The following is a 25099-nucleotide window of genomic DNA, read 5'->3' on the forward strand; positions in this document are numbered from 1 at the left end:
AAATTAAGTAACTTGTTGTTATACAGGAGATGAAGGAATATGCAGCAACCTGATTTCATGAAATTTTCAGATCAACAAAATATATTTTTTAAGGCTATATTTGATAATGCTGCAATAGGAATCGGTATATCAGACTTAAACGGGATACCCATAGACTGTAATAAAGCCTTGCTTGATATGTTAGGTTATACACAAGAAGAAATAATACATCATAGCTTTGCAGAATTTACGCATCCAGAAGATATTGATGAAGATTTAGCATTAATTAAGGATCTTATAGATAATAAAATAAACTCTTATACACTGGAAAAAAGATATATTACAAAGTTTAATAAAATTATTTGGGCCAAGCTTACTGTATCCTTAATTAGAGATGCCTCTAACAATCCTCAATATGTTGTGGCTATGATAGAAAATATAACTGAAGCTAAAAAAGCTATGGAAGAGCTGGAAAAGTCACGAGAAACCGTGTTGGATATAAACGAAAAGCTAAGAAAGCTTAACGAGAAGCTTGAGCACTTATCTCTATGCGATGGCTTAACTGGCTTAAATAACAGACGTTCCTTTGATGAATATTTAGAAAAAGAGTGGAAAAGAAGCTATAGAGAAGGTAAGCCTATATCTTTAATCCTTATAGATATTGATTATTTTAAAAGATATAACGATACTTATGGACATCAATATGGAGATGCTGCCTTAAAAAAGGTGGCTAGTGAAATAGATAATCTACTAATGCGTCCTGGGGATTTTGCAGCCCGCTATGGTGGCGAGGAGTTTGCTGTGATTCTTCCAAATACTGATGAGTCTGGTGCTGAATATATAGCCGAGATTTTAAGAACTGGAATAAAAAGCCTTAAAATTCCTAACAAATCTTCTAAGGTAGATAATTTTATAACTATAAGTTTAGGGGTTACTACTATGATTCCAAGAAAGCATTCAAACCTTAACGAACTTATAGGCAAGGCTGATAAGGCATTGTATATGGCTAAGCAGCAAGGCAGGGACAGGTATAGTGTATATAATATAAACTGCGTTTATTAAGGAATATTGTTAAATCCCTCGCAGTTTGTTATATTTAACAAATACCTGCAATACATATAACAATAAACTAGAATATAGTATGCAATAGTTTTATAGATAGGAGGATTAAATATGTTATCAAGAAATTTAGATAAAGCGAGAGAGGCCTACAAAAATAAAGATATACAGGCTTCTATAAAAGCCCACCAAATTGATATATCAAAAGCTGAGGAAGCTCACAGCTCTGCTGGGCAATACATAAAAAGTCTTATATACGGTGGTCTAGATGGGATTATTACTACCTTTGCTGTAGTTGCAGGAGTTGCTGGTGCAGCTTTATCTCCTGGAGTTGTACTTATATTAGGTTTTGCAAATCTAATTGCAGACGGGCTTTCTATGGCAATCGGCGACTATCTAAGTACAAAAGCTGAGACAGAGTTTCAACAAGCGGAGAGGGTTAGAGAAGCTTGGGAGGTTGAACACTATCCTGAAGGAGAAAAACATGAACTTATGGAGCTTTATATAAATAAGGGCATGGACAAAGAAGATGCAAAAACAGTGGTAGATATAATAGCAAAAAACAAGACTGCTTGGGTTGATATAATGATGGTAGAAGAGTTAGGAATAATTCAAGAGGACGAATCTCCTCTTAAAAACGCTTTAGTCACCTTCTTTTCCTTTATAACCTTTGGTTTTATTCCAGTAGTTACTTACGTAGTTTCTAGATTTATACCTAATATGCCTATAGATACCTTTACACTTTCCTGTATACTGACTTCGCTGACTTTGTTCGCTTTAGGAGCACTAAAGGTTAAAGTTACAGGCAAAAACTGGTTCAAATCTGGGCTTGAAATGCTTATTGTAGGCGGGCTTGCTGCAGGTGCTGCTTATGGCGTGGGTATACTTCTTGGCGGAATTGCATAAATAAATATATAACAAAATGGACTGGTTCATTAGAATTTATCTTCTATATGCCCAGTCTATTTTCATATATAATAGACTATTCCTTTGTATCTATAAATGGCCTTAGTAAGCTGCTTGCTAATTTAAACAAATCGAACTCAGTGTCATCGCTAAATATCTTACTTGCAAGCTTTGTGTTTAGCATCTTAACCATCATATCTAATTTATCATTATCTAGCTTTTCAAGAGCTCTTCTAATAGTTAAAGAATTTTCGTAGGATATTTTTAAAGGTTCTACTAATTTTTCATAATCTCCTATTCCACATATATCAAGTGCTGCATAAATTCCCGTCAGTATTGCAACAAATTGTCCCAATCCGTACGCCGGCATGATGCAGCCAAAGTTATTACCAACAAAATATGTATTTCCTATCTTAGCCTTATTGCATATGCCCAGCAAATAATGCTCTATTTCAAAGCTGTCAACTATATCTAATTCTTGACCTAAGTCTTCTTGAGCTCTCCTATAGAATTTTTCCCATAGTATCTCTATATTTTTATCCTTTGTTTCATCATAGTAAGGATAACCGATGGATATATTTGCTTCTCGCCCTGAAAGAGGTATTAAATATGAATATCCCATAGGTGAAAAATCATTATTATACCAGGAGGCGATACGACCAGTATTAAAGCTTCCTCTCACAATAGCACCTTTAAGATTTACTTTTAGATCAATCCTAAAGTTATTTAACTTTTCAGCATATGCAGCATCACCTGTTGCAAGGACTACATGAGAATACTCTTTTACTAGTTCTTCATATTTATATTCAGAGTTATAAACAATCTTAGTTTTCACTCGCTTTGCAAGCTGATTATCAAATGAATCCTGATGCCTTCCTCTATAATTTGTATAGCCTAATTCCCCTCTAAGTATTGTTTTTTCATTAGGAGAATAGAGAGTTATCTCTCTTATCCTGTTTATAGGCTCAAGTTCAATACTATACTTTTCTTTTAAAAAATCCAAACTGTTGTTAATCGGTCTATCAGAAATATTGAAAATAGCTTCACCATTAATAAACCTATCTCCAGGCATCCTTCTTTTTTCAACAATAACAGGTTCTATTCCGTTCTGCTCCAAGGTAACTGCGCAGGTCAGTCCAGCTAATCCAGCTCCCATTATAGCAACCTTCATTCTAATTCTTCCCTTCATGTTTTGCTATTTAGTATTATTAGCAAAACATAGTTATACTATGATTAATGTTTATAAAAGACAACCTAATTTTTAAAAGCAAAAATTAAGAGAACAAAATCTATCCTCTTAATTATAATAATTATATTATTTTTTATCGCCTTTAATTGCTATTCTTAAGGTAACAGCTAAGCCGCCCCACAAGAATAATGCACCAAATAGAAAAAATGCTATTGCAGTAGGTGTCATATTAATCCACCTCCCCTACTGTATTTATAGGAGCAATAAAATCTCTTTCTCCTAAGCGTCTCCTACTTAATAGCAGAGAACCTCCTATTCCTATTATGATAACACTCCAACCAAATACTAAAAGTGCAGTTCTTGAATAATCTCCATAAGGCTTTTGTATCTCATTTATTATATTTTGAACAAGCATGAAGGTTAAGATAACAGGAGTAACAAACTTAATCATAACATCCCACCACTTTCCTATAGTGAAATAGGACATGGAGTTTGTATGATTTCTAATCTTTTCTGTACCATAGAACCACCCAATGGCAACAGCTTCAAGAAGACCAACAACAACTATTCCATAGGAATTAACAAAGTTATCAATGATATCTAAGAAGTACAAGCCAGCTCCTGTCGCATAGAGCACGCTTATTAGATAACCTACTATGGCTCCAATAGTCACCATTTTCTTTCTGTTCATTCCTGTTTTATCTATCACTGCAGCTGAGAACGCCTCAACAAGAGAAACTGATGAAGTTAAGCCTGCGAAAACTAAACACGCGAAGAATAGTATTCCAAATACCGTTCCTAAAGAACCCATCAAACCAAACACCTTAGGGAAAGCTACAAAGGCAAGCCCTATACCTTGCGTTGCTACTTGATCTATAGGTATGTTTTGACTGCTTGCCATAAAGCCTAAAATACCAAATACTCCTATAGCAGCTAAGAATTCAAAACCACAATTTGCAAAAGCAGTCATGAAAGCACTGTTGTTTATATCTGTTTTCTCTGGAAGATAGCTTGAATAAGTCATCATAACTCCCATTGCCAAGCTTAAGGAGAAGAAAACTTGACCGTAAGCAGCAATCCAAACCTTTGGTTTCATAACCATAGACCAATCAGGTGTGAAAAGCTTATTTAATCCTAGGCTTGCTCCCGGAAGAGTTACACCTCTAATAACTATAATAATCATAATACCGATAAGTGTTGGTAATAATACCTTGTTTAACTTTTCTATTCCACCTGATACACCTTTAAAGCATATAAACCAATTGACTAACCAAATTACTGTTATCCCAATAAATACCATCCAATTTATTCCACCAATATTAAAAGGTCCATCTGATAGTTTTAAGAAAGTTTTAAAGAAGTATGCATTCGGATCTGCTCCCCAGGCTTGATTAACGCTTTTAAACATATAAATTGTAGCCCAGCTTAGTATTAAAGAATAGTATGTTAAAATTATGAAGGAATTTATGCTAGGCCACCAGCCAAGCCATTCAAACTTTTTGTTTGCTCTAGACATTGCAATAGGTGTTGAGCCTTTAAACTTATGTCCCATTCCATACTCAAGTATCATTAGAGGTATACCAGCTGTTATGATAGCAAAGAAATATGGTATTAGAAATGCTCCCCCACCATTAGAGTATAGAAGATAAGGATATCTCCATATGTTTCCGAGGCCAACTGCCGAGCCTACCGCTGCAAGAATAAATCCCATTTTTGATCCCCACTGGTCTCTTTTTTGTTCCATGACATCACTTCTCCCTTTTAATTAATTTTGTTCTGCCATTTTTTAAAGAAAAGCCCCCTTTAAAATAAATAGCTTGTACTAAATTGTAAGAGATATAAAAATCTCCCGTCTCTAAAACACAATACAATTATATGTTCTAGAGACGAGAGACTTTGTGGTGCTTGCTCCCGATTCCCCATAACCAAAGATTCTGAATAACTCAATTTCTTATCTATCATTATATCAGGCTTCTTATAGGTTTACAATATTTTTTTGCAACTTTCATAACATGAAATTGCATATTTCTTAACATTCTTTAAGTTTGTTTTGCAACCTTCCTAGCTAATATCTACCAAACAATCTCTTCTATAGAAGCAGTTAATTCCTTGGTCATGTCTATTAAAATTGGTGTGTTCTCTCGAATAACTCCTACAACAGGCCTTGTTGGCAGCTCCTTGTTTTGCCTTATAACAATTCCTCTTGCTCCACTATCCATTTTCACTTCTAGTCCATTTGGATAACAGTATATCGAATTTATGAAGGTTTTAAATATATCTTTATCAAACTTTGTTACAGCTCTAGCAATCATTGTTTCAATAGCTTGACTTGGAAGATGCGACTCCTGGTTATGCAGAAGGTTAATATAATCATTGCACATTGCAACTATTTTTGAAAACTCATATATATTATTACCTTTTAACTGCTTAGGAAAGCCGCTTCCGTCTTCATATTCATGATGCTGCAATATACATAAATAAGTTGTCGTTGGTATATCCATCTGAGCTTTTGCAAAATTATATCCTAGAATAGCATGCTCCCTGCCACTTCCAAAAACCTTACCTATATCGTGAAGAAGTGCGCCGAGGCCTAGGTTGAGCGCCTTTTTCGCATCATATTTTCTATTAAGTCCAACAATTAAGGAGTAAATTAAAACCTCAAAAGAGTGCATAGCAAGTTCTAGCCCTGTTTCTTTTCCAAAGCTTACGTTATTATATAAAAAAGCATTTTCTGAAAGGTTTATATTTTCCATAATATTTTTTACAATATTTTCTGCCAAAACAGTATTTAGCTTTCTATTCTTTTCAGCCTCATCAAATAAAACCTTAATATCAAATATAGCCTTTAATTTTATCTTTGAGTCTAACATTTCCTGAAGTTCAATTTCACAGGAATCATCTTCAATATATACAGTTGCAATTCCTCTGTTTTGAATCTTCTCGATCGCACCTTCTGTAAGCATGCTTCCTTTGTTTAAAAGTGTTGTACCTATATGCGTATAAATAGGCATTGCAAGAATTTTGCCTACTAGTTTTTTAGAAAGCACCATAAGCCTCATTTAATGCACATCCTTCTATTTTCTTCTGTCTCTAATCTTATCTAAGTCATCATTGTGCCCAACAGCTATTATAACATCCTTTTCTCTAATGATATCATCTGCATTTGGGAAAGCATTTATTTTATCATTATGCTTTATTGCAAGCACATTAATTCCGTATCGTCTTCTCATAGTAAGCTGTCCAAGAGACTTGTTTTGCCACTCCTCTAAAGCAGCAAGCTCCATTATGCTGTACTCAGGAGATAACTCAATATAATCAAGTATATTGGATGATATTATATTATGAGCAATTCTTTCTGCCATATCCCTTTCTGGAAACACAATTTTATCTGCACCAATTTTTGAAAGCACCTTTGCGTGTGATTCACTTCTAGCCTTAGCAACTACATATTTTGCTCCCAATTCCTTTGCCATCAAAGTTACAAGTATAGAAGCTTCTAAATCCGAAGCAATGGATACAACTACTACATCAAAGTTGCTAATACCAAGAGATCTTATTGAACTTTCACTGGTTACATCTGCTTGAATAGCATGAGTAACTTCATCAGATATTCCCTGAATTCTCTCCATATCCTTATCAACAGCTAAAACCTCATATCCTGATGAGCTAAGTACTTTAGCTATGCTTGAACCAAACCTTCCGAGTCCTATAACAGCAAACTGCTTCATTCCTATCGCTTCCTTTCTTTTAAATTATTTTATCATCATTTGTATAGATTGTCTAAACGAATAATATTAAAAATTCTAAAGTTACTTCCCCTCATTTTTCTTTATAGAAGAGGTTAAGTCATAGCCTAGGTATTTTTTTCAAAATAAAAATAGCGAGAATGAAGGGCAATATACTTCATTCCCGCTATTTCTTTATATTAGCCAAAAGCTACATCTAATAACATCATAACAGCAAACCCAAGCATTGCACCTATAGTTCCTATATTTGAGTGCTGCTTTTCCTGTTGCGATTCAGGTATTAGTTCTTCAACTACAACATATATCATCGCTCCCGCAGCAAAGGATAATGCATAGGGAAGAATAGGCTTCATTGCTATAACGGCTGCAGCACCAAGCACACCTGCTATAGGCTCTACTATTCCTGAAGCCTGACCGTATAAAAAGCTTTTAGTTCTTGAAAAACCTTCTCTTCTCAGAGGTATTGAAACTGCTGCACCTTCTGGAAAATTTTGAAGTCCAATACCCATAGCAAGAGCCGCTGCCCCTGCCAAGGATGCTGCTGGAAAATTAGCTGCTGCGGCACCAAAGGCAACACCTACAGCTAAACCTTCTGGTATATTATGAAGGGTTATAGCTAACACAAGTAAAACACTTCTCTGCCAGCTTGTTTTAACCCCTTCAGCTTCTTCCATGGGCGCTCCAATATGAAGGTGAGGTAAAAGTACGTCTACTAGCCATAAGAAGGCTCCTCCGGCTAAAAATCCTATAACCGCTGGAACCCAGGCTATCATATTCGCCTCCTCAGCCATTTCTATGGCCGGAGCTAAAAGAGACCAAAAGCTTGCAGCTATCATTACGCCTGCCGCAAAGCCTAACATTCCATTTAAAACATTTTTATTTATGCTTTTAAAAAGAAATACCAAAGCTGAGCCCAAAGCTGTCACAAACCAAGTAAAGAGTGTGGCTAAAAGCGCCTGAAGAACTGGATCTAAATTTGTAAACCAATCCATTCTAAACATCCTTCCTTTCTTACATTTCTAAAGCTACCTTGCTATTCAATATCTTTAATATGGGAAACATCCCCTTCAACCACTATATTAAACTCACCATTTTCTATTTCAACAATAGTTAAGCTTGTATCGTATATAAATGGCGGGTCCCAAAGTCTTTCCATAGAGAGATTTTTGAAATAGGAGTGTATTGTTTTTAGAATAACTCCGTGAGTTACTATAAGTACATTTCCTGATGGATTCTCTTTTATTATTCTCTCCAAGGCCTTTAAAACTCTTTCCCTAACTTGATAGAAGTCCTCTCCTGATTTTGCTTTATACAAATGAGGTTTTTCCCAAAAGTGGGTGCTAAAATCAGGATATATTATATTTGCTTCCTCCTGATTCTTTCCTTCAATTTCGCCTAAGTGTATCTCTCTAAGGTTTTCTTCATACACAACTTCTATATCTCTTCCATCTAAAATAAGTTCTGTGGTATGTCTTGTTCTATCTAAAGGACTGCAGTAAACTCTTTTAAATTCAACCTTTTTCAAAGCATCTCCAAGCGCTTTTGCATTCCTAATGCCTCTATTCGTTAAATTGGAATTTTTCCAACCCTGCATACGTTTTTGAATGTTCCACTCAGTTTCTCCATGTCTAGTTATATAAAGTCTAAGCATAAAATCCTCCCATGTAAGCCAATTATTAAATCAATATGTATATAATACCACATCAGCCAAAATCAACTCTATATATTTTTACAAATCTACTTTGTCTATTTTATTATATGATATTTTAGCTTGTTAATATATAGTTTTAACAGAAAATTATTATTATTTATTTTAAAAAAACTACCAATACTTTAATATATTTCTTAGGATGTTTGACTTAAAACAACAAATACTATTTACATATGAACTACTAAAACCTAAATGGTTAAAAGGAGGGAGAGAATGAAAAGAAAGTTTTCTGTTTTATTAGCTTCAGTTATTATTTTAAGCTTCTTAAATTCCTGCCGAACTAGACAAACTCCAAGCCCAATTAAAAACGAAGCATCACCACAAATTCAAAGAACAGAGCAAATATATAATGCTCAGGAACCAAAATATTCTATACCTGAAGATGCTTCTACAGAACAAACACTTCCCGTTCAGCCAGCACCACCTGCTTCTTCGCCACCAAAAACACAAAAAAAGTCCTCCGAACCAAAGCCAATAGGAAGCTATCAAACACCTCTTTTAAATAGAGATAAAGAGCGAATGGAGAATATAGGTCTGGCAATTAAAAAAATAAATGGATATAAACTTAAACCTGGAGATACTTTTTCCTTTAACGATGTAGTAGGTAAGAGAGATGCAAGTAATGGTTTTAAGGTTGCTGCGATAATAGTAAATGGAGAATATGGAGAAGATATGGGTGGCGGTGTATGCCAGCTGAGCAGCACAATTTTTAACGCTGCAGAGCGAGCTGGTATGGAAATCTTAGAAAGACATTCTCATAGCAGGAGCGTGAGATATGTTCCTCAAGGTAAAGATGCTGCTGTAAGCTATGGATATTTAGACTTAAAATTTAAAAATAGCAAAAAGTATACTGTTGAGTTAAAAGCTAAGGTTGAAGATAAAAAACTTAAGGTTTATATATATAAAGCAAGATAAAAATAGTTTGACGCTTTACTTTTGCGTCAAACTATTTTTTTGCAACTTAGTATTGCCAAAATGCAGCTTAGTATTATACTTATTTACTTAATAAGTACTAAAGCTTATATTGTTATTAAAGGTTATTTTTCTTTTGAGTAACGATAGAACAGGAGGTGGTCTTAGGATGAAAATAATAATAGACCAAGCACAAGACAACTTAGAAACAGAAATAGTAATAAAGTGCAAAGCAGTTAATGAAGAAATCCAAAGACTTATCCTTCTGCTCAAAAGCTCAGAGGAGAGAATTCTTGGCATCATGGACAATGCAAATCAATTCATAGAGCCAAAGGATATTTTTTATTTTGAGAGCGTGGATAAGAAAACTTTTATGTATACCGAAAAACAGGTGCTGGAAACCCCTTTCCGACTTTATGAATTAGAAGAAAAGCTTGGCAATCTAGATTTCTTTAGAGCCAGCAAATCCACAATAATTAATATCTCAAAAATTAAAAAGCTTTCCCCGAAGTTCAACGGTAGACTTGAAGCACTTCTTGAAAATCATGAAAAATTAATTATATCAAGGCAGTACGTGCCTATCATCAAAGAAATATTAGGCTTATAAAAGTAAAGGAGAGATAAGATTGAAAAATTTTATTGAAATAACAACTCAATTTAAATTTGTATGGAGTGTGTTTTTCACTGCAGCAATTATGATATACACCATAGTAAGTATGATACTTGGAAATGAATCTATGAATCTTATGGTTATTTGGCAGCTTGTAGGTTTATCAATGATTATCTCGCTTTATCATTACCTATTCTTTGGTGAACTTATATTAAATTCTGTTGGTATCAAGCTTAAGATATTTATGCATTTAATATTATGCTATGTAACCTTGCTTATTTTCTGTCAGCTTTTTCATTGGCTTGATATGAAAAAGCTTAAGGACCTTTCTATATTTACAGGCAGTTATCTGTTTTTATATATAGCCTGCATACATTCCTTTTATCTTTATTACAAAGCCACAGGTGAGGAATTAAATCAGCGACTTACAGCATATAAACAAAATAGGAATATTAAATAATTAGGGGGAGGAAGTTAAATGAATATAATTGATATAAAAAACCTTACTAAAACCTACGGGAAAAACCGTGGAATAGATAGTGTAAATTTAAAGGTTAATAAAGGGGAAATTTTTGGCTTTATCGGTCCAAATGGTGCTGGAAAATCAACTACTATAAAGGTACTGTTAAATCTTATTTTCCCGACTTCAGGAAAAGCAACCATTTTTGGTTTAGACTGTGTTAATGATACTGTAAAGATTAAGGAAGACTTAGGCTATGTACCAAGTGAGGTGCGCTACTATGATAATATGAAGGTCAAGGAGCTTATCGAATATGCAAAGTCCTTCCGCAAAAATCCTGACAATGAATATATTTCGGAATTGTGCAAGCTATTTGAAGTTGAGCTTGATAAAAATATCTCAGAGCTTTCTCTTGGAAACAAGAAAAAGGTTGCCATTGTTCAAGCTATTCTTCATAAGCCAAAGCTTCTTATATTGGATGAGCCTACAAATGGCCTAGATCCATTAATTCAGCAAAAACTCTTCAACACTTTATTAAAGCTTAAAGAAGAAGGCACAACAATATTTTTATCCAGCCATAACTTAACAGAGGTAGAGGAATTTTGCGACAAGGTAGCTATAATTAAGGAAGGCAAAATTATAGATGTAAAAACTATTTCCGACTTCGCTCGTAAAAAAGTAAAGAAAATTACTCTAAAAACTTCAGATGCTGTTAAAAATGAGCTTTCAGCTATTGGTTGCCAAGGCTTTGAGCAATCTGGGGATAGTATTTCTTTTAATTATAACGGGGATGTAAACAAGCTTCTCCTAGTACTAAATAGGTATAAACTTAAGGATTTAATTATTGAAGACAGGAAACTTTCTGAGGTTTTCATGAGCTACTACGATTCATCAGAAAAGGAGGAAAACTAAATGAATATATTTAAAATAGAATTTAGAAAAGGACTTAAACCTTTAGTCGTATGGACTGTAGTGTGCGTGCTGCTAACCATTCTATTTATGTCTATGTTTCCTTCCATGAAGGACAGCGGAATGCAAGAGCTTGTTAATACAAAGATGGATTCTATGCCTCCTGCCATACTGGAAGCCTTCAATTTGAAGGACGTACCTGATTTTTCAAAGCTAAATCAATTTTTTGCCTATGTTTTTCAGTATATCGTTATAGCCGGAAGTATCTATGCTGCAATGCTGGGAGCCAAGTCTTTGATATCAGAGGAAAGTGAAGGAACAATAGAGTTTTTTTATGCTCAGCCTGCTAGTAGAACTAAAATCGTTACAATGAAGCTTCTGTCTTCACTTGCTTTATTCTATATTTTTGTAGTTATAATGGCAGTTGCCTCAATACTAATATCACTAGCTGTAAAACCAGAAGATCTAAAAACAATTGATTTATTTATGGATATGAAACTGTTATTTGCAGGCTTCTTTCTAGTAGGCTTGGTATTTATGTGCGCAGGCTTTCTGGTTTCTGTTTTGATTCCTCATTTAAGACTTGCAACACCTATATCAATTGGAGCCTTCTTTGTTACTTACCTCCTAGGAACTTTTTCAGGAATGATAGATGAGCTTGAGTTTTTAAGATATTTCTCACCCTTTCACTATGCTGTTCCCTCCGAACTTGTAAAGAAAGGCTTTGAACCTATAAATATAGCGCTAGCATTTATTATAAGCATAGTTTGCATTACAGCAACCTACTTTATATATAAGAAAAAAGACTTTAGAGTTTAAAACACTGTGGCTGTCTCAAAATATGTTAGTACAAAGGAAGCTGAAATGTTAAACCTTATTTTGAGACAGCCTCATACGCTTTTTATTATAAATCAACTATCTTAGAATTATAGTATTCTGTCAGCTCTTTATACTGCGTAAGCTCCCTTACCCCTACTTCAGTAATCGAATAAACACCTCTATCAATTCTCTTAAACCATCCATAATGATTTTCTGAAAGGATTGAAGTAGTCTTTTTTTCATCCGCACCAAATTCTCTTAATTTTTTAGGAGATAGCGGCCCAAACTTTTGAAGACAGCAGGCAATAAAAATAGCACATTCTTTATAAGCCGTAACAAGTTTCTTGCCTGTACTTCCTCCGATGTTTGAATCCTTGTATCTGCTGCTTGCTTCTTTGATGATACTTTCTCTTTTCTTTTTGCTCATATTCCTGCTCTTCTCTCTATCAAAAGGTATAGGATGGATTGGAATCTCTATGAAGCTTTGCCTGCCTTTAATAGATACAAGAATAAGTCCAAGCTCAAGTCTTCTAATCAAGTGACAAATATCTTTCCATTTAGCATTTCCTATAAGTTTTTTAGGTTTGGGTACAGCAATATAAACTAAGTCTGCAGCCTTTTGTCTCTTCGCAGCTTGAGCTAAGAGATCCACACTAAGATTTTTCTTAAGTTCAATAACCACAAGTTCCTCACCTTTTATAGCAGCTATGTCGCAATCCTTAACCTCACTTCTAACTGTATAGCCTTCTTTTACAAAAAAATCACTCACTGGTTTCCATAAATCTGATTCTAGTATTTTATCTTTAGCTTCCAACAAGCTCACTCCTGCCTTAAATATTCTTCTAAACAGTATACTATATTGAAATTAATTCCTCATATCACTTACTTTAACTATATTATATTGGACAAGTACATGCTATAATTACTCTCATAATAATATCCTAATATACTTTTAAGAAAAAGCTAACTCCTTCTTAAGAAATACTTAAGGTTTTCGTATTACAATAGAACATGATGAATATAAATTATTAACAGTGTTAAGGAGCTGAAAGATACGGTATGAGGCATAAATATATTTACTTAGTTTTTTCAAAGACAGGAACTTGGCTTTCACGAGCATTAAATATTTTTTCTGAAACAAAATATGTCCATGCATCTATAAGCTTTGACCATAGCTTTACTAAAATGTACTCCTTTGGCCGAACAAATCCTGACAATCCTTTTTCAGGCGGTTTTGTTGAAGAAAATTTATATGGCGGTGTTTATAAAAAATTTCCTAAAAGCGAATGTTTAATATATAAAGTTAGAGTTACAGAAGACCAATATTACCAACTTCAGCAAACAGTGCAGGACTTTTCAAACAACAAGGATCTATACAGGTACAACTTTTTAGGTTTATTTGCTGTGTTGTTAAACAAGCCTATCAAGAGAAAAAACCATTACTTCTGCTCCCAGTTCGTTTCTGAAGTACTTATTAAAGGCAGTATTTATCAGTCAAAAAAAGCACCTGAACTAACCGTACCTGCTGATTTGTTTAAAGTACAAAATAAAGTTTTAATTTATGAAGGTTTAACGCAGAAGGTATATAATGTTGTTTGAAAAAGCAGAGAAAGAAAATCTCTGCTTTTTATCTTTCATTTCTATCTAGTAAAGACCAACTCGTTGCTTGAAGATAAAGCTTTATTAAATTCATAGCCTTCTTCTTCAAATTCCTTAAGTTTTTCAACCTCATCAATTTTATTTTCAATAATAAACCTTGCCATAAGCCCTCTGGCCCTTTTAGCGTAAATTGTTACATTCTTGTAAGTCCCCTGCTTGTACTCCTTAAACACTGGAGTTATTACCTCTCCATTCAATTTCCTAAAATCTATCACAGAAGAATACTCATTTGAAGCTAGGTTTAGAAGCAACTTATTATCTAGATTATTAAGCTCATCATTAAAGTAAGAAGTGATAGCTTCCTTCCAAAACACATACAAGTCCTTACCCCTGCTGTTTTTAAGCTTAGTTCCCATCTCAAGCCTGTAGGGCTGAACTAAGTCAAGTGGTCTTAAAACTCCATAAAGCCCAGATAAAATTCTTAAATGCTTTTGTGCATACTCAAGCTGATTCCTCTTAAAGCTTTGAGCATTTAAGCCTTGGTAAACAGCCCCATGGTAGGCAAGCAGCGCCTGTTTTGAGTTTTCTATATCATGTTCTTCCTTCCACTGAAGATGCCTAAAGAAATTAACCTCTGCAAGCTGGTCGTTTATTTTCATAAGTCCACTCAATTCCAATGGAGAATATTCTCTAAGAAGTTCTATAATTTCTAAAGCCTTTTTTTTAAATACTGGCCTAGTATATTCAGTATCTGTATATCTTTGTTCAAAATTAAGGGTTTTTGCAGGAGATAATATAGCTATCATTTACTAACCTCCTTTTCAAACACCCACTTACTGTTATTAAAATCTCTGCCTTTTATAACAACTTTATTACCAAACACTTCGATATACACCCCATAGGCTTCATTAGCTCTTTCTCTTTTACCATCGCTGCCAGTCTTAAAAGTATAGCTTACTGCTCCCGTATGAACCATGGTAAAAGGCTGATCAACAGCGACATTGTTTACATCGAAGGAAGCATGAGTATGGGAAGTAAAAATAAAAGCTTCCGGATATTTAGATAAGATCTCCTTAAGCTGTTTTGACTGGTCAGTACCTATCCAGTTTCCTATACCAGTGCTTAAATGCTGATGTAAAAACACAAAAATGGGTTTCTTAGCTTCATAGTTTTCAGCAAGCTTTTCCTTAAACCAGCTTATCTGCTTATCAGATAAAAAAGCCTTGGTTGTACCAATTTTAGTGGTGTTTCCATCCTCGGAACCTAGAGATATAAAATGATAGCCATTAATCCATTGATCATGATATACGCTTTTCTCTCCTGAGAAATCTAAATATTTATTTATAAAGGTTTTAACATCCTCTGCTGAATTTGTGCCATGGTCATAATCGAAAAACTCATGATTTCCAATGTTTTTAATTATTGTCTTAGGCAGTTTTGAGTTGTTTTTTTGTAAAATATCCTTCATTGACTGATACTGCTTATCAAGACCTTGGTCAACAGAATCGCCATTCATAACTAAAGCATCTAACCTGTTATTTATTCTTCTCATATCATCTATAGCCATCTGAAAATTCTCTGTGTTAGTATGAACGTCACCTACTACAGCAAACGCAAGACTAGTATCAGATGAAGCATCAACACCAACATCCTCAGGAGCTTTTGCAAAATACTTATAGGCTGTTGAACCCATTAATATCAATACTAAAATCAAAATAGCTGAAATTATTTTTTTCATGCAATTATACCTCTCAAAGTGAAAATATATTTATATTCTACCCTATTTAATAAGAATTCTCAATTAAACAATAATATTTAACAATATCTTCAAAATTAAGACATGTATCAATACACAAAAATATATTGCTTAGTTATATTTTCAACTAGATACCCTCCTATTAAGTAATAATTTCAGATGTTTATAGCAAAAATTGACATGCCGAATATTATATACAAAGAGGAGGTGGGTGAAGTTGTGCAAAAAACAATTGAATTTAAAAATAGGGAAACAACAGCTAAACAAGGCAAATTGCCTAAGGCGGTATTAGTATTTTCAGACTTTAATTTATCCATTGATGAATTATATGAACTTTATGAAGCTATAAAGCATGAAATAGGTATATGCTCCAGTAAGTCCTATTATAACGTCATCGATGTTTACATCAACCTGCTTATAGATATTGAGGATATACTACAAGAGATAAAAGGCAAATATACAAATAAATATGAAGATTATATTTTAATAATTCCTTTTCATATTCTTGAACTTAGTTTTTTACTAAGGGCTCTTGAGGACTATATTAAAAATTTACAAGCTAATATTAATGATGAAAATAATTACAAATTATATAAATTGAACTTATTGGTTGAAAGAAGTACGGCGCTTATAAAAAATAGTTCTAAAGCATTAGGGCGCCTGCATGCCAAATATGATAAATCTAAGAGGCTAGTATTATTAAAGCACATATGGAATAACTTATACGAGCTTCTTGGAGAGGATTAAGCAATAATTGGACAACCTACAGTAAAAGCAGCAGCTATTTAATTACTTAAGCTACTGCTTTTATTATTTATATTGTCTTTTTTCAGAACAATATTTATAGTAATATGTAATAAGCTATTGTGGATAACTTATTGTGAAAATAATATGCTTATAACCTACGCTAGTTTCCATTATATGTATTATATCGCTTCCCTTATTCCATATTTTTACACAATTGTAATCATGTTTAGGTTTAATGACAATTAAAAGCAACATTTGCACACAGCTTTTACACACATTGTCCACAACTTATCAACAGATTTTTGTGGATAAGCCTATTCAGTTTCCTGAATAGGCCCACTTGTCCACAATTAGAAATTACCGTTATAGTAGCCTCTTCTTCCAGTGTTGATATTAATTACATTTGTATTTTCTCCACCAGTATTAGATAATATTGCTCCTAATCCAAGTCCAACTAGAGGCCCAAATCCAAGCAAATATCCTAAGCCAGCACCTGCAACAAGGTTGGTCCAATTTGTCTGAGGATAATAAGGGTTACGGTTATAATAGTTAGGATTATAGAAATTTGGTGTATTATAATTAACACCAGCCACATTGTCATAATATCCAAAGTTGTTTGCCATGAGGTTCCCTCCTTATTTATACTTTTTCGGTATATAGTATGTACTTGTACACTTTTCGGTGATACTTTATTATCCCATGACCTTCTTTGGCTCTTCTTAATTTGCCTTGTCAGCTATTTCCTGTACTCAAAATCAGTAATACTATGTTCAAAACTATCAAGCTTCCTACCTGTCTTTTCAAGTTGATTGTCTACAACATCAGCCTCTTCAATATGCTTTTCTATAACTCCTGCAGTAACTTTTAGAAGATTATCTATATTTTTTATTTCTATATTCACATTAGAAATATGGGCCTTTTGATCGCTCAAAATTTTTATAACTTCCTTAACCTCAGTGTCTACCTTGGCTACAGAGGATAGGCTTAATTCTAACTTATCTACTGCCTGCATTGAAGTTTTTACACCTTTAACTATTGCTTCATTTGATTTTTCAGCGTTATTTATAACCTTTTGAGTTTCAGTGGAAATGCTTTCAATCAACTCAGCAATATCCTTGGTGCTGCTCTTAGTCTGCTCAGCAAGCTTTCTTACTTCACCTGCAACTACAGCAAAGCCTTTGCCATGTTCTCCTGCCCTTGCAGCCTCAATAGCAGCATTCAATGCTAGCAAATTAGTTTGAGCTGCAATACCAGCTATAAGCTTAACCACCTCATTAACTTGCTCAAATTTATTTGCCAATACATCAATCATTGTCTTGCTGTTTCTATTTTCGTTTTCTAAGACTTTAATTATTTCTACCATTTCTTCAATGGCTATCTTTCCTTCTTGAGACATCTTCACAGTGTCCTCTGTAATTTTCAATAGCTTATCTCCCTCTAAATGCAGCTCCTTTGTAGTCTCATTTGTTTTACTTGTTAAAGAAGATATTGTACTCATATGATCTTTGACTTCCTCAGTAAGATCAGCTAATTCATTATGCTGACTATTAACAGTATGATGCTGAAGAGTAGTATCTTTAAGCAGACCTTTTATTGAATAAACAAAATCAATAACTTCCATATGATATCTACTCTTATCCAAAGTCTTGTCCTTAATTGCTTGATTATCTGACTTCACTATTTCTTTATTCTTAAGTTTACTAAAAATCATTATGTATTCCCCCTAATAACTAAGCTTCTTGTCAATCTTAGCACCTAATAACATAAAAATATATGATTTAAATCAAATAATAAAAGTATAAGACTGCTTGAAAATGCTTCAAGCAGTCTTATATTTTTTATTATATAAACAAAAGACTCATTATCGAGAAAAAGTGACACACGCTTCCTCCGATAACAAACAAATGCCATATTCCATGATTGAATTTCAATTTGTCCCAGGAATAGAATAGCGCTCCTACTGTATACAGCACTCCTCCTACTACTAAAAATACAAAACCGCTTAAAGTCATAGAAAGATACATTTTTTTAATAGCTATAACTATAAGCCATCCCATGACTATATATAAAGCAGTTGAAAGTTTATCCTTCTTTCCTGTTAGGAAAGCTTTTAAAACAATGCCTATTATTGTGCCTCCCCATACTATGCCAAATATTGTCCATCCTAAAGGTCCTCTAAGTATTGTTAAGCAAAAGGGGGTATAGGTTCCTGCTATAAGCAGAAAGATTGACATGTGGTCAAACTTTCTAAAAAGCCTTTTTGCTCTTTTGTTTGTTAGACTGTGATATAAAGTTGATTCAAGGTAAAGAATGAAAAGCGTTGCTCCAAATATGGAAAAACTTACAACATGCCAAGCTGTACCATATATTGCTGAAAAAACAACCAAAAGCACTAGTGCAGCTAAGGCTAGAGCAGCACCTACACCGTGTGTTATTGCGTTAGCTATCTCCTCACCTTTTGTATAAAAACTTTCTTCTATTTTTTGTCCATTGTTATAGATGTTTTCTTCCATATAAAAATCCCTTCCGTAATGGTTTGAATTTCTTACAGTAATATTATATCACAGTAATTTATATTTGTTGCATATTGCTTACGAGGATTTAAACTTTATTCAATAATTCTAGAACAACATTAATTAACTAACAATTTTATAATAAACCTTCGAGGTAAGAATATACACAATAGCATAGAAGATGGCAAATACAAAAATTGTTCCTGCCGTGCAGAGTACAAACAAGGTTATGTTAGTAAGATTTAATACTGCCAGAAGTTTAGTAATAACCTTAAATGCGAAGGCAATATGGATAACCGCTGTTACAAGAGGTAAGAAAAACACCATAAGCACTTGGCTGCCAATTGACTTTTTTATTTCTTCCTTGCTCATGCCAACCTTCTGCATAATTTCAAAGCGTTCCTTATCATCATAGCCTTCTGAAATCTGCTTGTAGTATATAATAAGCACCGTAGCCATAATAAACAGTGCTCCTAGGAAAATTCCTAGAAAGAAAAGCCCTCCATACACAGAAAAGAAGGATTCTCTAGATTCTTCTAAACCTTCGCATCGTGCATCAGCGGATAACTGCTTTATTCTACTATTAATTTCACTAGTTAGTACAATTTCCTTTTCTGCATTAGCATCAGTGTCAAAAGCAAAGTAATAAGACAAATCGCCAATATTCCCTTTGGCATTAGTGCTGGAAGCATATATTTTTTCAATTGTTTTTTCATCAGGTACAATGACAAAGTAGCCGTTTGCAACAACTGCAGAAGCGATTCCGTCCACTGTCATATTATTTATGCGTTCCTTTATTTTAAATTCGTTGCCTAAAATGTTAATGCTGTCTTCAGCTATTTTTCCTCTATACGTAAAGAGGAGTACTTCATTTTCTTTTAAGGAAATAGCCTTGTTTTCCACATCATTGTATTCACTTAATGGTATAAATTCTAAGAAGCCTAAATTGTTCATGTTCTTCATATCATTACTGTTATCTGTGAAAGAATTCTTATCTTGCATCATAGCAAGAGACAAGGACCTGTATTTAACTATATTCTTTACAGCAACTTTATCTTTATCGGCCTGCTCTTTTATGAGATTATTAATCATTTCCGCCTTTTCTTTAGATATATTCTCTGCGCTTATTGAAATATCTCTTGGATATCTTGTTCTAAGTACCTCCTCCATACCAACATACAGTGATACTGTTGTAGATAGCATCACTAGAACAGTTGTTGAAAGAATACAAATATTAGCAAGTCCTACTGCATTCTGTTTCATTCGATAAATCATACCAGATACGCTTATAAAATGATTAGTCTTATAATAAAATTTCTTATTTTTTCTAAGCATTTTTAAAAGAGCAATACTTCCTGCAGTAAATAATGCCCAGGTTCCTACCATTACAAAAATTACTGCAAGGAAAAACATGTTAAGTGCAGCCAAAGGAGATTCTGTAGTCAAAGCAATATAGTAACCTGCTCCAAGGCTAAGAACTCCAATTAACGTAAGAATCCACTTTGTTTTTGGCTCCTTTTCTCCAACTTGGCCTCCCTTAAGAAGTTCAACAGGCTTTGCAAGATGAATCTGCCTTAGATTATTTATAAGAGTTAATATAAAAATCAAACCAAAGAGAATAGCTGTTTTAACTAAGGAATTAGTTGATATAAAAAAACCCATAGGCACTTTAAAGTGCAAAATCTTAAGAAGCACTAAGAACATAAGCTTGCTTACTGCAATTCCTAAGAAAAGCCCCAATACCATACTTATAAAAGCTACAAAAATAGTTTCCCAAGTGAGTACTTTGGCAATATGCCTTTTCTCCATGCCTAGTATATTATATAGGCCAAGTTCCTTTTTACGCCTTTTAATAAGAAAACTATTAGTATAGAAGAGAAAAATTATAGAGAAGAAACCAATAACATAAGTTCCTAAATTGAGAATTATTTTAAGTTCTCTTCCTCCAGACATATTGTTTAGTCCGTCATTTACTGATATAAAGTTCATGATATAAAACATAGCAATAGTACCAATACAGGTTAAGATATATGGGAAATAAGTTTTTCCATTCTTTTTAATGTTAGTTACAGCCAGCTTTTGATAGAATATCTTACTCACATCGACCACCGCCTGTAGCAATTATAGTAAGTGTATCAGAAATTTTTTGATACATTTCTTCCTGGGACATAGAAGCTCTATATAGCTGGTGAAAAACTTCTCCGTCCTTTATAAAAAGTACACGGCTTGCGTGGCTGGCTGCTTTAGTACTGTGAGTAACCATTATTATCGTTTGTCCTTCTTTGTTAATATCATTAAATAGTCGTAGAAGCTCATCACTGGAATGAGAATCTAGAGCTCCAGTAGGCTCATCAGCAAGAATAAGCTGCGGGTTAGTTATTAAAGCTCTAGCAACTGCGGCTCTCTGCTTCTGACCCCCAGAAACCTCATAGGGATATATTTGTAAAAGGTCGCTAATACCAAGCTTCTTTGCTATAGGCTTTAAGCGGCTTTCCATTTCCCCAAAAGCCTTGCCGGATAAAACAAGAGGTAAAAATATATTATCCTGCAGGGAAAAAGTATCAAGCAAATTAAAATCTTGAAACACAAAGCCTAAATTATCACGGCGAAACTTGGAAATTTCCTTTTCCTTTATATTCATACTGCTTATACCACTTAACACTACCTCGCCATTTGTAGGCTTATCAAGTGCTGCAATAATATTTAAAAGCGTGGTCTTACCTGAACCAGACTCTCCCATAATCGCTACGTATTCGCCCTTTTCCACTGAGAAGGACACATCGGATAAAGCCTGAACATGATTTCCTCCAAAACGGCTGGTATATATTTTTTTTAGTTTTTTCACTTCTAGTATTGACATAGATTATTCCCTCTTTCTGCTAAAATACTAGGCAGTCTGGCTTGCTCGTTCCACTGGCAGACTAGCCGCTGAAGTCCATTTAGGACTTCAGCCTTATCATGTTCAGTATAACAAAAGGAAGAAATGACTGCCTTAACTTTGGCTTACATTTCTTCCTCTAACCTTACGTCTTTGTAAGGTTAAAATAAAAGCTTATTCTATGCCCACTTCCATAGTTTCTAAATCAATCATTACCTTTGTGCCTTTATCAACTTTTGACTCTATAGTTATACTATGAGATAGCCTGTTTAAAATCTGCTTGCATAGATACAGCCCAAGGCCTGTAGACTTCTTGTCTGAGCGTCCATTATAACCCGTAAAACCTCTTTCAAACAATCGATTCAGATCCTCTTCCTTTATGCCTATACCTGAGTCTTCAATAACAAGTGTCTTTTCTAAGCAACTATCCATATAAATAGAAATAGTTCCCTCTTTAGTATACTTTAATGCATTTGACAGCAGCTGCTCAATAACAAATACAAGCCACTTTTCATCAGTTAAAACTTCACAGTTTAATTCTTTAAAATTCAACTTAATTTTCTTTCTTATAAACATTCTTGCGTATTTTCTCACTGCCTGTTTAACGATGTCATCGAGGCTGTATTTTTTTAATAAAAGATCAGAAGACATACTCTCAACCCTTAAGTACTGCAATACAAATTCTACGTATTGCTCTATCTTAAAAAGCTCCATAGAAAGTTCTGCATTCTGTTCGCTTTCCTCTGACTGAAGGATTAACCTCATGGCAGCAATAGGAGTCTTTATTTGATGTGCCCATAATGTATAGTAATCCACCAAATTACTTCTGCTAATTTCTGCAGTATAGGCAATCTCAGTGCTTTTCTTATAAACAGAGGTAAGCAACTCCCTGTAGTCTTCTTCAATTATGTTCCCAGGTTCAGGCAGTTTATCAAAGCCTAAGGAAATGCTGCTTTTTAAATCTAAAAGCAATCTATGCTTCTTGTATAGCTTAATAAAATCTACTATAAAGAAAATAATCCCCATGCTTGCACTAAGCACAATAGCATATACCACTGGTTCCAAAGGTAAATTATATAAAAAGAACACAGCTGCAAAGGTTGCCCAAAACAAGCTTAAAATAATAATTGCTTTAAGCAGCATTTTAAAATAAATCATTAATAGCTTGAAAGCTTCTGTTTTTTTCATCTCATTCCACCAAATATCCTGCACCCTTTTTAGTAGCAATAAAATTAGACAGCCCTGCCTCTTGAAGCTTTTTACGCAACCTTGTTATATTAACTGTTAAGGTATTGTCATCAATATAGCTGTCAGTTTCCCAAAGCCTTGTCATAATAGTATCCCTAGATACAGCCTTGCCTTTATTCTCAAGAAGAATCTGCAGTATCTTGTTTTCGTTCTTTGAAAGTTCAATCTTCCCGTCATCAAAATTTAAAGTTGAATCACTAATATTAAGTATCAAGCCTTTATGCTCAAGCAAATTGGTCTGTCCTGTAAAATCGTAGGTACGGCGCAGCAATGCCTGAACCTTGGCTGTTAAAACATTTAAATCAAAAGGCTTTGCTATAAAATCATCTCCGCCCATGTTCATAGCCATGACTATATTCATATTGTCTGAAGCAGATGAGATAAAGATAATAGGAACCTTGGAAACCTTGCGAATCTCACTGCACCAATGATAGCCATTAAAAAACGGCAAGGCAATATCTAAAAGCACAAGCTGAGGACTATAAGAAACAAAAGCCGCTAATACATCCTTAAAATCAGTTACACACTCTACCTCAAATCCCCAAGACTTTATATGATTTTTTACTGTTTTAGCAATAATTAAATCATCTTCTACTATAAAAATCTTATACATTTACTGTTCTCCCCACATTTCTAGTTTGTTGTAATTTCTTCTATTATTATATAATCAATTATAGTTTTGCTTAGGGCCGTATACAAGTACGCACTTTTTAATTGTATAGTTACTATTAAAAAAGACTCGCCTTGAGTGCTACCTCAGTACAAGTCTTTATCATTAAACTCTTGTATTTTGCCCTAAAAATATCAAAGCTGTCTACTAATCCTTGAATATATGCTTATAAAAGCCATAAGTAACAGTCCTCCTAAAGAAGTCATGAAATATGCAGGCACCAAATTAATTAAGAACCCTGAAGCAAGCAGCGCAACTGGTGCAATGATTTTAACCAGACTTATTAACATGCTTATAACGCGACCTCTGTATTCATCTGGTATACTTTTTTGCATAATATATGATAATGGAATATCAACAATGGAAATAGCTACTCCGAATATCCCCATGATAATGCAATAGTAAATTAAACAGCTTAAATTTGAAAAGCTTGAAATGTCAAATATCGTTGGAAGTCCTATCATGGCAATGCAGATTGTAAGTATGCTGCCTATAATCTTTAAAATTCTAATGTAAGATATTCTTTCGCTTATTTTCTTAACTATCAACGCCCCAATTATCATGCCGCCTGGTATCGCTCCCTGTATTATGCCAAAATCTCTTGAATTCAACTTCAATATATTATTAATTATAAAAGGCAGTGGTACTGTAACGGAAAAACCCATAATAAAATTAAAAGCTGCAAAAACTCCCAGTAACCCTTTAAGATTCTTATTTTGGATCAAATAATCGAAACCTTCCTTGATATCTTTTATGAAATTAATCTTACCTCCTGCTTTCTTATCTCCTTCGGTTTTAAAATTAAACTTAAAATCTATAAACAGCTCTGAGATACCTGAAAGGAGAAAGGATAGACCATTTATTAATATAAAAAACCTTACGTCGAGAAATGCATATATCATTCCTCCAATAATTGGTCCAAGAATTGAGGATAAAGAGTTGATTACCCTACTGGCAGAGTTGATGTTCATCAACATTTTTTCTGATACAATGTTAGGAATTGCAGCTTCGAAACTTATATCAAAAAAACATGTAAAAATATTCATAATAAGTGTTGTCCCAAATACCATTGACAGGCTTAGCCCTGAACTTGGACTGAGTAGATAAAGCCCAACAAACATAACTCCATTGAGTAAATCCATCATAACTACCATGGTCTTCTTATCTAATTTATCAGCCAAAACCCCCGCAAAAGGATATATAGTTATTTTGGGAATTATACTCATAATTAAAACAGCAGCAAAGCTCAAGCCTGAACCAGTAAGCTTAAGGACATATAGCCCTATTGCAAAAGTAAATATGGTTGTTCCAAATATTGAAACAAATTTCCCTAAGGAATATAACAATAAATTTGATGCTTCATATGATATTTTCATATCTATCACCCC

At 33.9% G+C, this 25099-nt stretch carries 27 protein-coding genes; 9 read left to right on the forward strand and 18 right to left on the reverse strand.

Features of this window, described 5'->3' with window-relative positions; translation table 11 throughout:
• Positions 1-39: 39 nt before the first annotated feature.
• Both NBE98_RS11855 and NBE98_RS11860 read left to right on the forward strand, forming a co-directional pair.
• Entirely contained in the window at positions 40-1041 is a 1002-nt protein-coding gene (locus NBE98_RS11855) for a sensor domain-containing diguanylate cyclase (protein WP_250815196.1), read from the forward strand.
• A gap of 111 nt (positions 1042-1152) precedes the next feature.
• The gene (locus NBE98_RS11860) at positions 1153-1944 is read left to right on the forward strand and encodes a VIT1/CCC1 transporter family protein (RefSeq protein ID WP_250815197.1); all 792 of its coding nucleotides are present in this window, start codon (positions 1153-1155) and stop codon (positions 1942-1944) included.
• A 76-nt stretch (positions 1945-2020) separates the two neighbouring features.
• Here NBE98_RS11860 and NBE98_RS11865 read toward each other — a convergent pair whose 3' ends face one another.
• The 7 genes from NBE98_RS11865 to NBE98_RS11895 form a co-directional block, all read right to left on the reverse strand.
• Positions 2021-3115: an NAD(P)/FAD-dependent oxidoreductase gene (locus tag NBE98_RS11865; protein WP_250815198.1), complete on the reverse strand. Its 1095-nt coding sequence runs from the start codon at positions 3113-3115 to the stop codon at positions 2021-2023.
• Between the two features lie 144 nt (positions 3116-3259).
• Positions 3260-3361 carry a MetS family NSS transporter small subunit gene (locus NBE98_RS11870; protein ID WP_250815199.1) on the reverse strand — a complete coding sequence of 34 codons (102 nt, stop codon included), beginning with the start codon at positions 3359-3361 and terminating at the stop codon, positions 3260-3262.
• A gap of 1 nt (position 3362) precedes the next feature.
• Entirely contained in the window at positions 3363-4877 is a 1515-nt protein-coding gene (locus NBE98_RS11875) for a sodium-dependent transporter (protein ID WP_250815200.1), read from the reverse strand.
• A 328-nt stretch (positions 4878-5205) separates the two neighbouring features.
• A complete protein-coding gene (locus NBE98_RS11880; RefSeq protein ID WP_250815201.1) occupies positions 5206-6192 on the reverse strand; it encodes an HD-GYP domain-containing protein in 987 nt (328 codons plus the stop codon).
• A gap of 15 nt (positions 6193-6207) precedes the next feature.
• Positions 6208-6867, reverse strand: a complete 660-nt coding sequence (locus NBE98_RS11885) for a potassium channel family protein (RefSeq protein WP_250817563.1) — start codon at positions 6865-6867, stop codon at positions 6208-6210.
• Positions 6868-7058: 191 nt separating this feature from the next.
• Positions 7059-7871 (reverse strand): ZIP family metal transporter, encoded by an 813-nt coding sequence (locus NBE98_RS11890; protein WP_250815202.1) that lies wholly within the window; start codon positions 7869-7871, stop codon positions 7059-7061.
• Between the two features lie 41 nt (positions 7872-7912).
• Positions 7913-8530: a histidine phosphatase family protein gene (locus NBE98_RS11895; protein ID WP_250815203.1), complete on the reverse strand. Its 618-nt coding sequence runs from the start codon at positions 8528-8530 to the stop codon at positions 7913-7915.
• Between the two features lie 273 nt (positions 8531-8803).
• Here NBE98_RS11895 and NBE98_RS11900 point away from each other — a divergent pair, with 273 nt between their 5' ends.
• The 5 genes from NBE98_RS11900 (at position 8804) to NBE98_RS11920 (ending at position 12300) form a co-directional block, all read left to right on the forward strand.
• A complete protein-coding gene (locus NBE98_RS11900) occupies positions 8804-9505 on the forward strand; it encodes a VanW family protein (RefSeq protein ID WP_250815204.1) in 702 nt (233 codons plus the stop codon).
• Positions 9506-9671: 166 nt separating this feature from the next.
• Complete coding sequence (locus tag NBE98_RS11905) at positions 9672-10109, forward strand: LytTR family DNA-binding domain-containing protein (RefSeq protein ID WP_250815205.1); 438 nt, start codon at positions 9672-9674, stop codon at positions 10107-10109.
• A 19-nt stretch (positions 10110-10128) separates the two neighbouring features.
• Entirely contained in the window at positions 10129-10572 is a 444-nt protein-coding gene (locus NBE98_RS11910) for a DUF3021 family protein (RefSeq protein ID WP_250815206.1), read from the forward strand.
• An 18-nt stretch (positions 10573-10590) separates the two neighbouring features.
• Positions 10591-11484 (forward strand): ABC transporter ATP-binding protein, encoded by an 894-nt coding sequence (locus tag NBE98_RS11915; protein WP_250815207.1) that lies wholly within the window; start codon positions 10591-10593, stop codon positions 11482-11484.
• Positions 11485-12300, forward strand: coding sequence for an ABC transporter permease subunit (locus NBE98_RS11920; RefSeq protein WP_250815208.1), 816 nt, complete (start codon positions 11485-11487; stop codon positions 12298-12300).
• Positions 12301-12385: 85 nt separating this feature from the next.
• Here NBE98_RS11920 and NBE98_RS11925 read toward each other — a convergent pair whose 3' ends face one another.
• Positions 12386-13114 (reverse strand): DUF2161 family putative PD-(D/E)XK-type phosphodiesterase, encoded by a 729-nt coding sequence (locus NBE98_RS11925; RefSeq protein ID WP_250815209.1) that lies wholly within the window; start codon positions 13112-13114, stop codon positions 12386-12388.
• Positions 13115-13359: 245 nt separating this feature from the next.
• Here NBE98_RS11925 and NBE98_RS11930 point away from each other — a divergent pair, with 245 nt between their 5' ends.
• Positions 13360-13899: a hypothetical protein gene (locus NBE98_RS11930; protein ID WP_250815210.1), complete on the forward strand. Its 540-nt coding sequence runs from the start codon at positions 13360-13362 to the stop codon at positions 13897-13899.
• A gap of 41 nt (positions 13900-13940) precedes the next feature.
• On the opposite strand, the gene yaaA is transcribed toward NBE98_RS11930, so the two are convergent.
• Positions 13941-14705 carry a peroxide stress protein YaaA gene (gene yaaA, locus NBE98_RS11935; RefSeq protein ID WP_250815211.1) on the reverse strand — a complete coding sequence of 255 codons (765 nt, stop codon included), beginning with the start codon at positions 14703-14705 and terminating at the stop codon, positions 13941-13943.
• Complete coding sequence (locus tag NBE98_RS11940) at positions 14702-15637, reverse strand: metallophosphoesterase family protein (protein WP_250815212.1); 936 nt, start codon at positions 15635-15637, stop codon at positions 14702-14704. Before NBE98_RS11940 ends, yaaA begins: the two co-directional genes overlap by 4 nt.
• A gap of 237 nt (positions 15638-15874) precedes the next feature.
• On the opposite strand from NBE98_RS11940, the gene NBE98_RS11945 reads away from it, so the two are divergent.
• Positions 15875-16402, forward strand: coding sequence for a hypothetical protein (locus tag NBE98_RS11945; RefSeq protein WP_250815213.1), 528 nt, complete (start codon positions 15875-15877; stop codon positions 16400-16402).
• A gap of 350 nt (positions 16403-16752) precedes the next feature.
• Here NBE98_RS11945 and NBE98_RS11950 read toward each other — a convergent pair whose 3' ends face one another.
• From NBE98_RS11950 to NBE98_RS11985, 8 genes are all read right to left on the reverse strand, one after another.
• Positions 16753-17025: a hypothetical protein gene (locus tag NBE98_RS11950; RefSeq protein ID WP_250815214.1), complete on the reverse strand. Its 273-nt coding sequence runs from the start codon at positions 17023-17025 to the stop codon at positions 16753-16755.
• Between the two features lie 113 nt (positions 17026-17138).
• Positions 17139-18113 (reverse strand): methyl-accepting chemotaxis protein, encoded by a 975-nt coding sequence (locus NBE98_RS11955; RefSeq protein ID WP_250815215.1) that lies wholly within the window; start codon positions 18111-18113, stop codon positions 17139-17141.
• A gap of 130 nt (positions 18114-18243) precedes the next feature.
• The gene (trhA, locus tag NBE98_RS11960; protein ID WP_250817565.1) at positions 18244-18882 is read right to left on the reverse strand and encodes a PAQR family membrane homeostasis protein TrhA; all 639 of its coding nucleotides are present in this window, start codon (positions 18880-18882) and stop codon (positions 18244-18246) included.
• A 156-nt stretch (positions 18883-19038) separates the two neighbouring features.
• Complete coding sequence (locus NBE98_RS11965; RefSeq protein WP_250815216.1) at positions 19039-21015, reverse strand: ABC transporter permease; 1977 nt, start codon at positions 21013-21015, stop codon at positions 19039-19041.
• The gene (locus NBE98_RS11970; protein ID WP_250815217.1) at positions 21008-21775 is read right to left on the reverse strand and encodes an ABC transporter ATP-binding protein; all 768 of its coding nucleotides are present in this window, start codon (positions 21773-21775) and stop codon (positions 21008-21010) included. The genes NBE98_RS11965 and NBE98_RS11970 overlap by 8 nt, the downstream gene beginning before the upstream one ends.
• 192 nt (positions 21776-21967) lie before the next feature.
• A complete protein-coding gene (locus NBE98_RS11975; protein ID WP_250815218.1) occupies positions 21968-22981 on the reverse strand; it encodes a sensor histidine kinase in 1014 nt (337 codons plus the stop codon).
• Between the two features lies 1 nt (position 22982).
• The gene (locus NBE98_RS11980) at positions 22983-23654 is read right to left on the reverse strand and encodes a response regulator transcription factor (RefSeq protein ID WP_250815219.1); all 672 of its coding nucleotides are present in this window, start codon (positions 23652-23654) and stop codon (positions 22983-22985) included.
• Positions 23655-23845: 191 nt separating this feature from the next.
• Positions 23846-25087: an MFS transporter gene (locus tag NBE98_RS11985; RefSeq protein WP_250815220.1), complete on the reverse strand. Its 1242-nt coding sequence runs from the start codon at positions 25085-25087 to the stop codon at positions 23846-23848.
• Positions 25088-25099: the final 12 nt, after the last annotated feature.

The organism is Clostridium swellfunianum (assembly GCF_023656515.1).
In the GTDB taxonomy this organism is placed as follows: Bacteria; Bacillota; Clostridia; order Clostridiales; family Clostridiaceae; genus Clostridium_AT; species Clostridium_AT swellfunianum.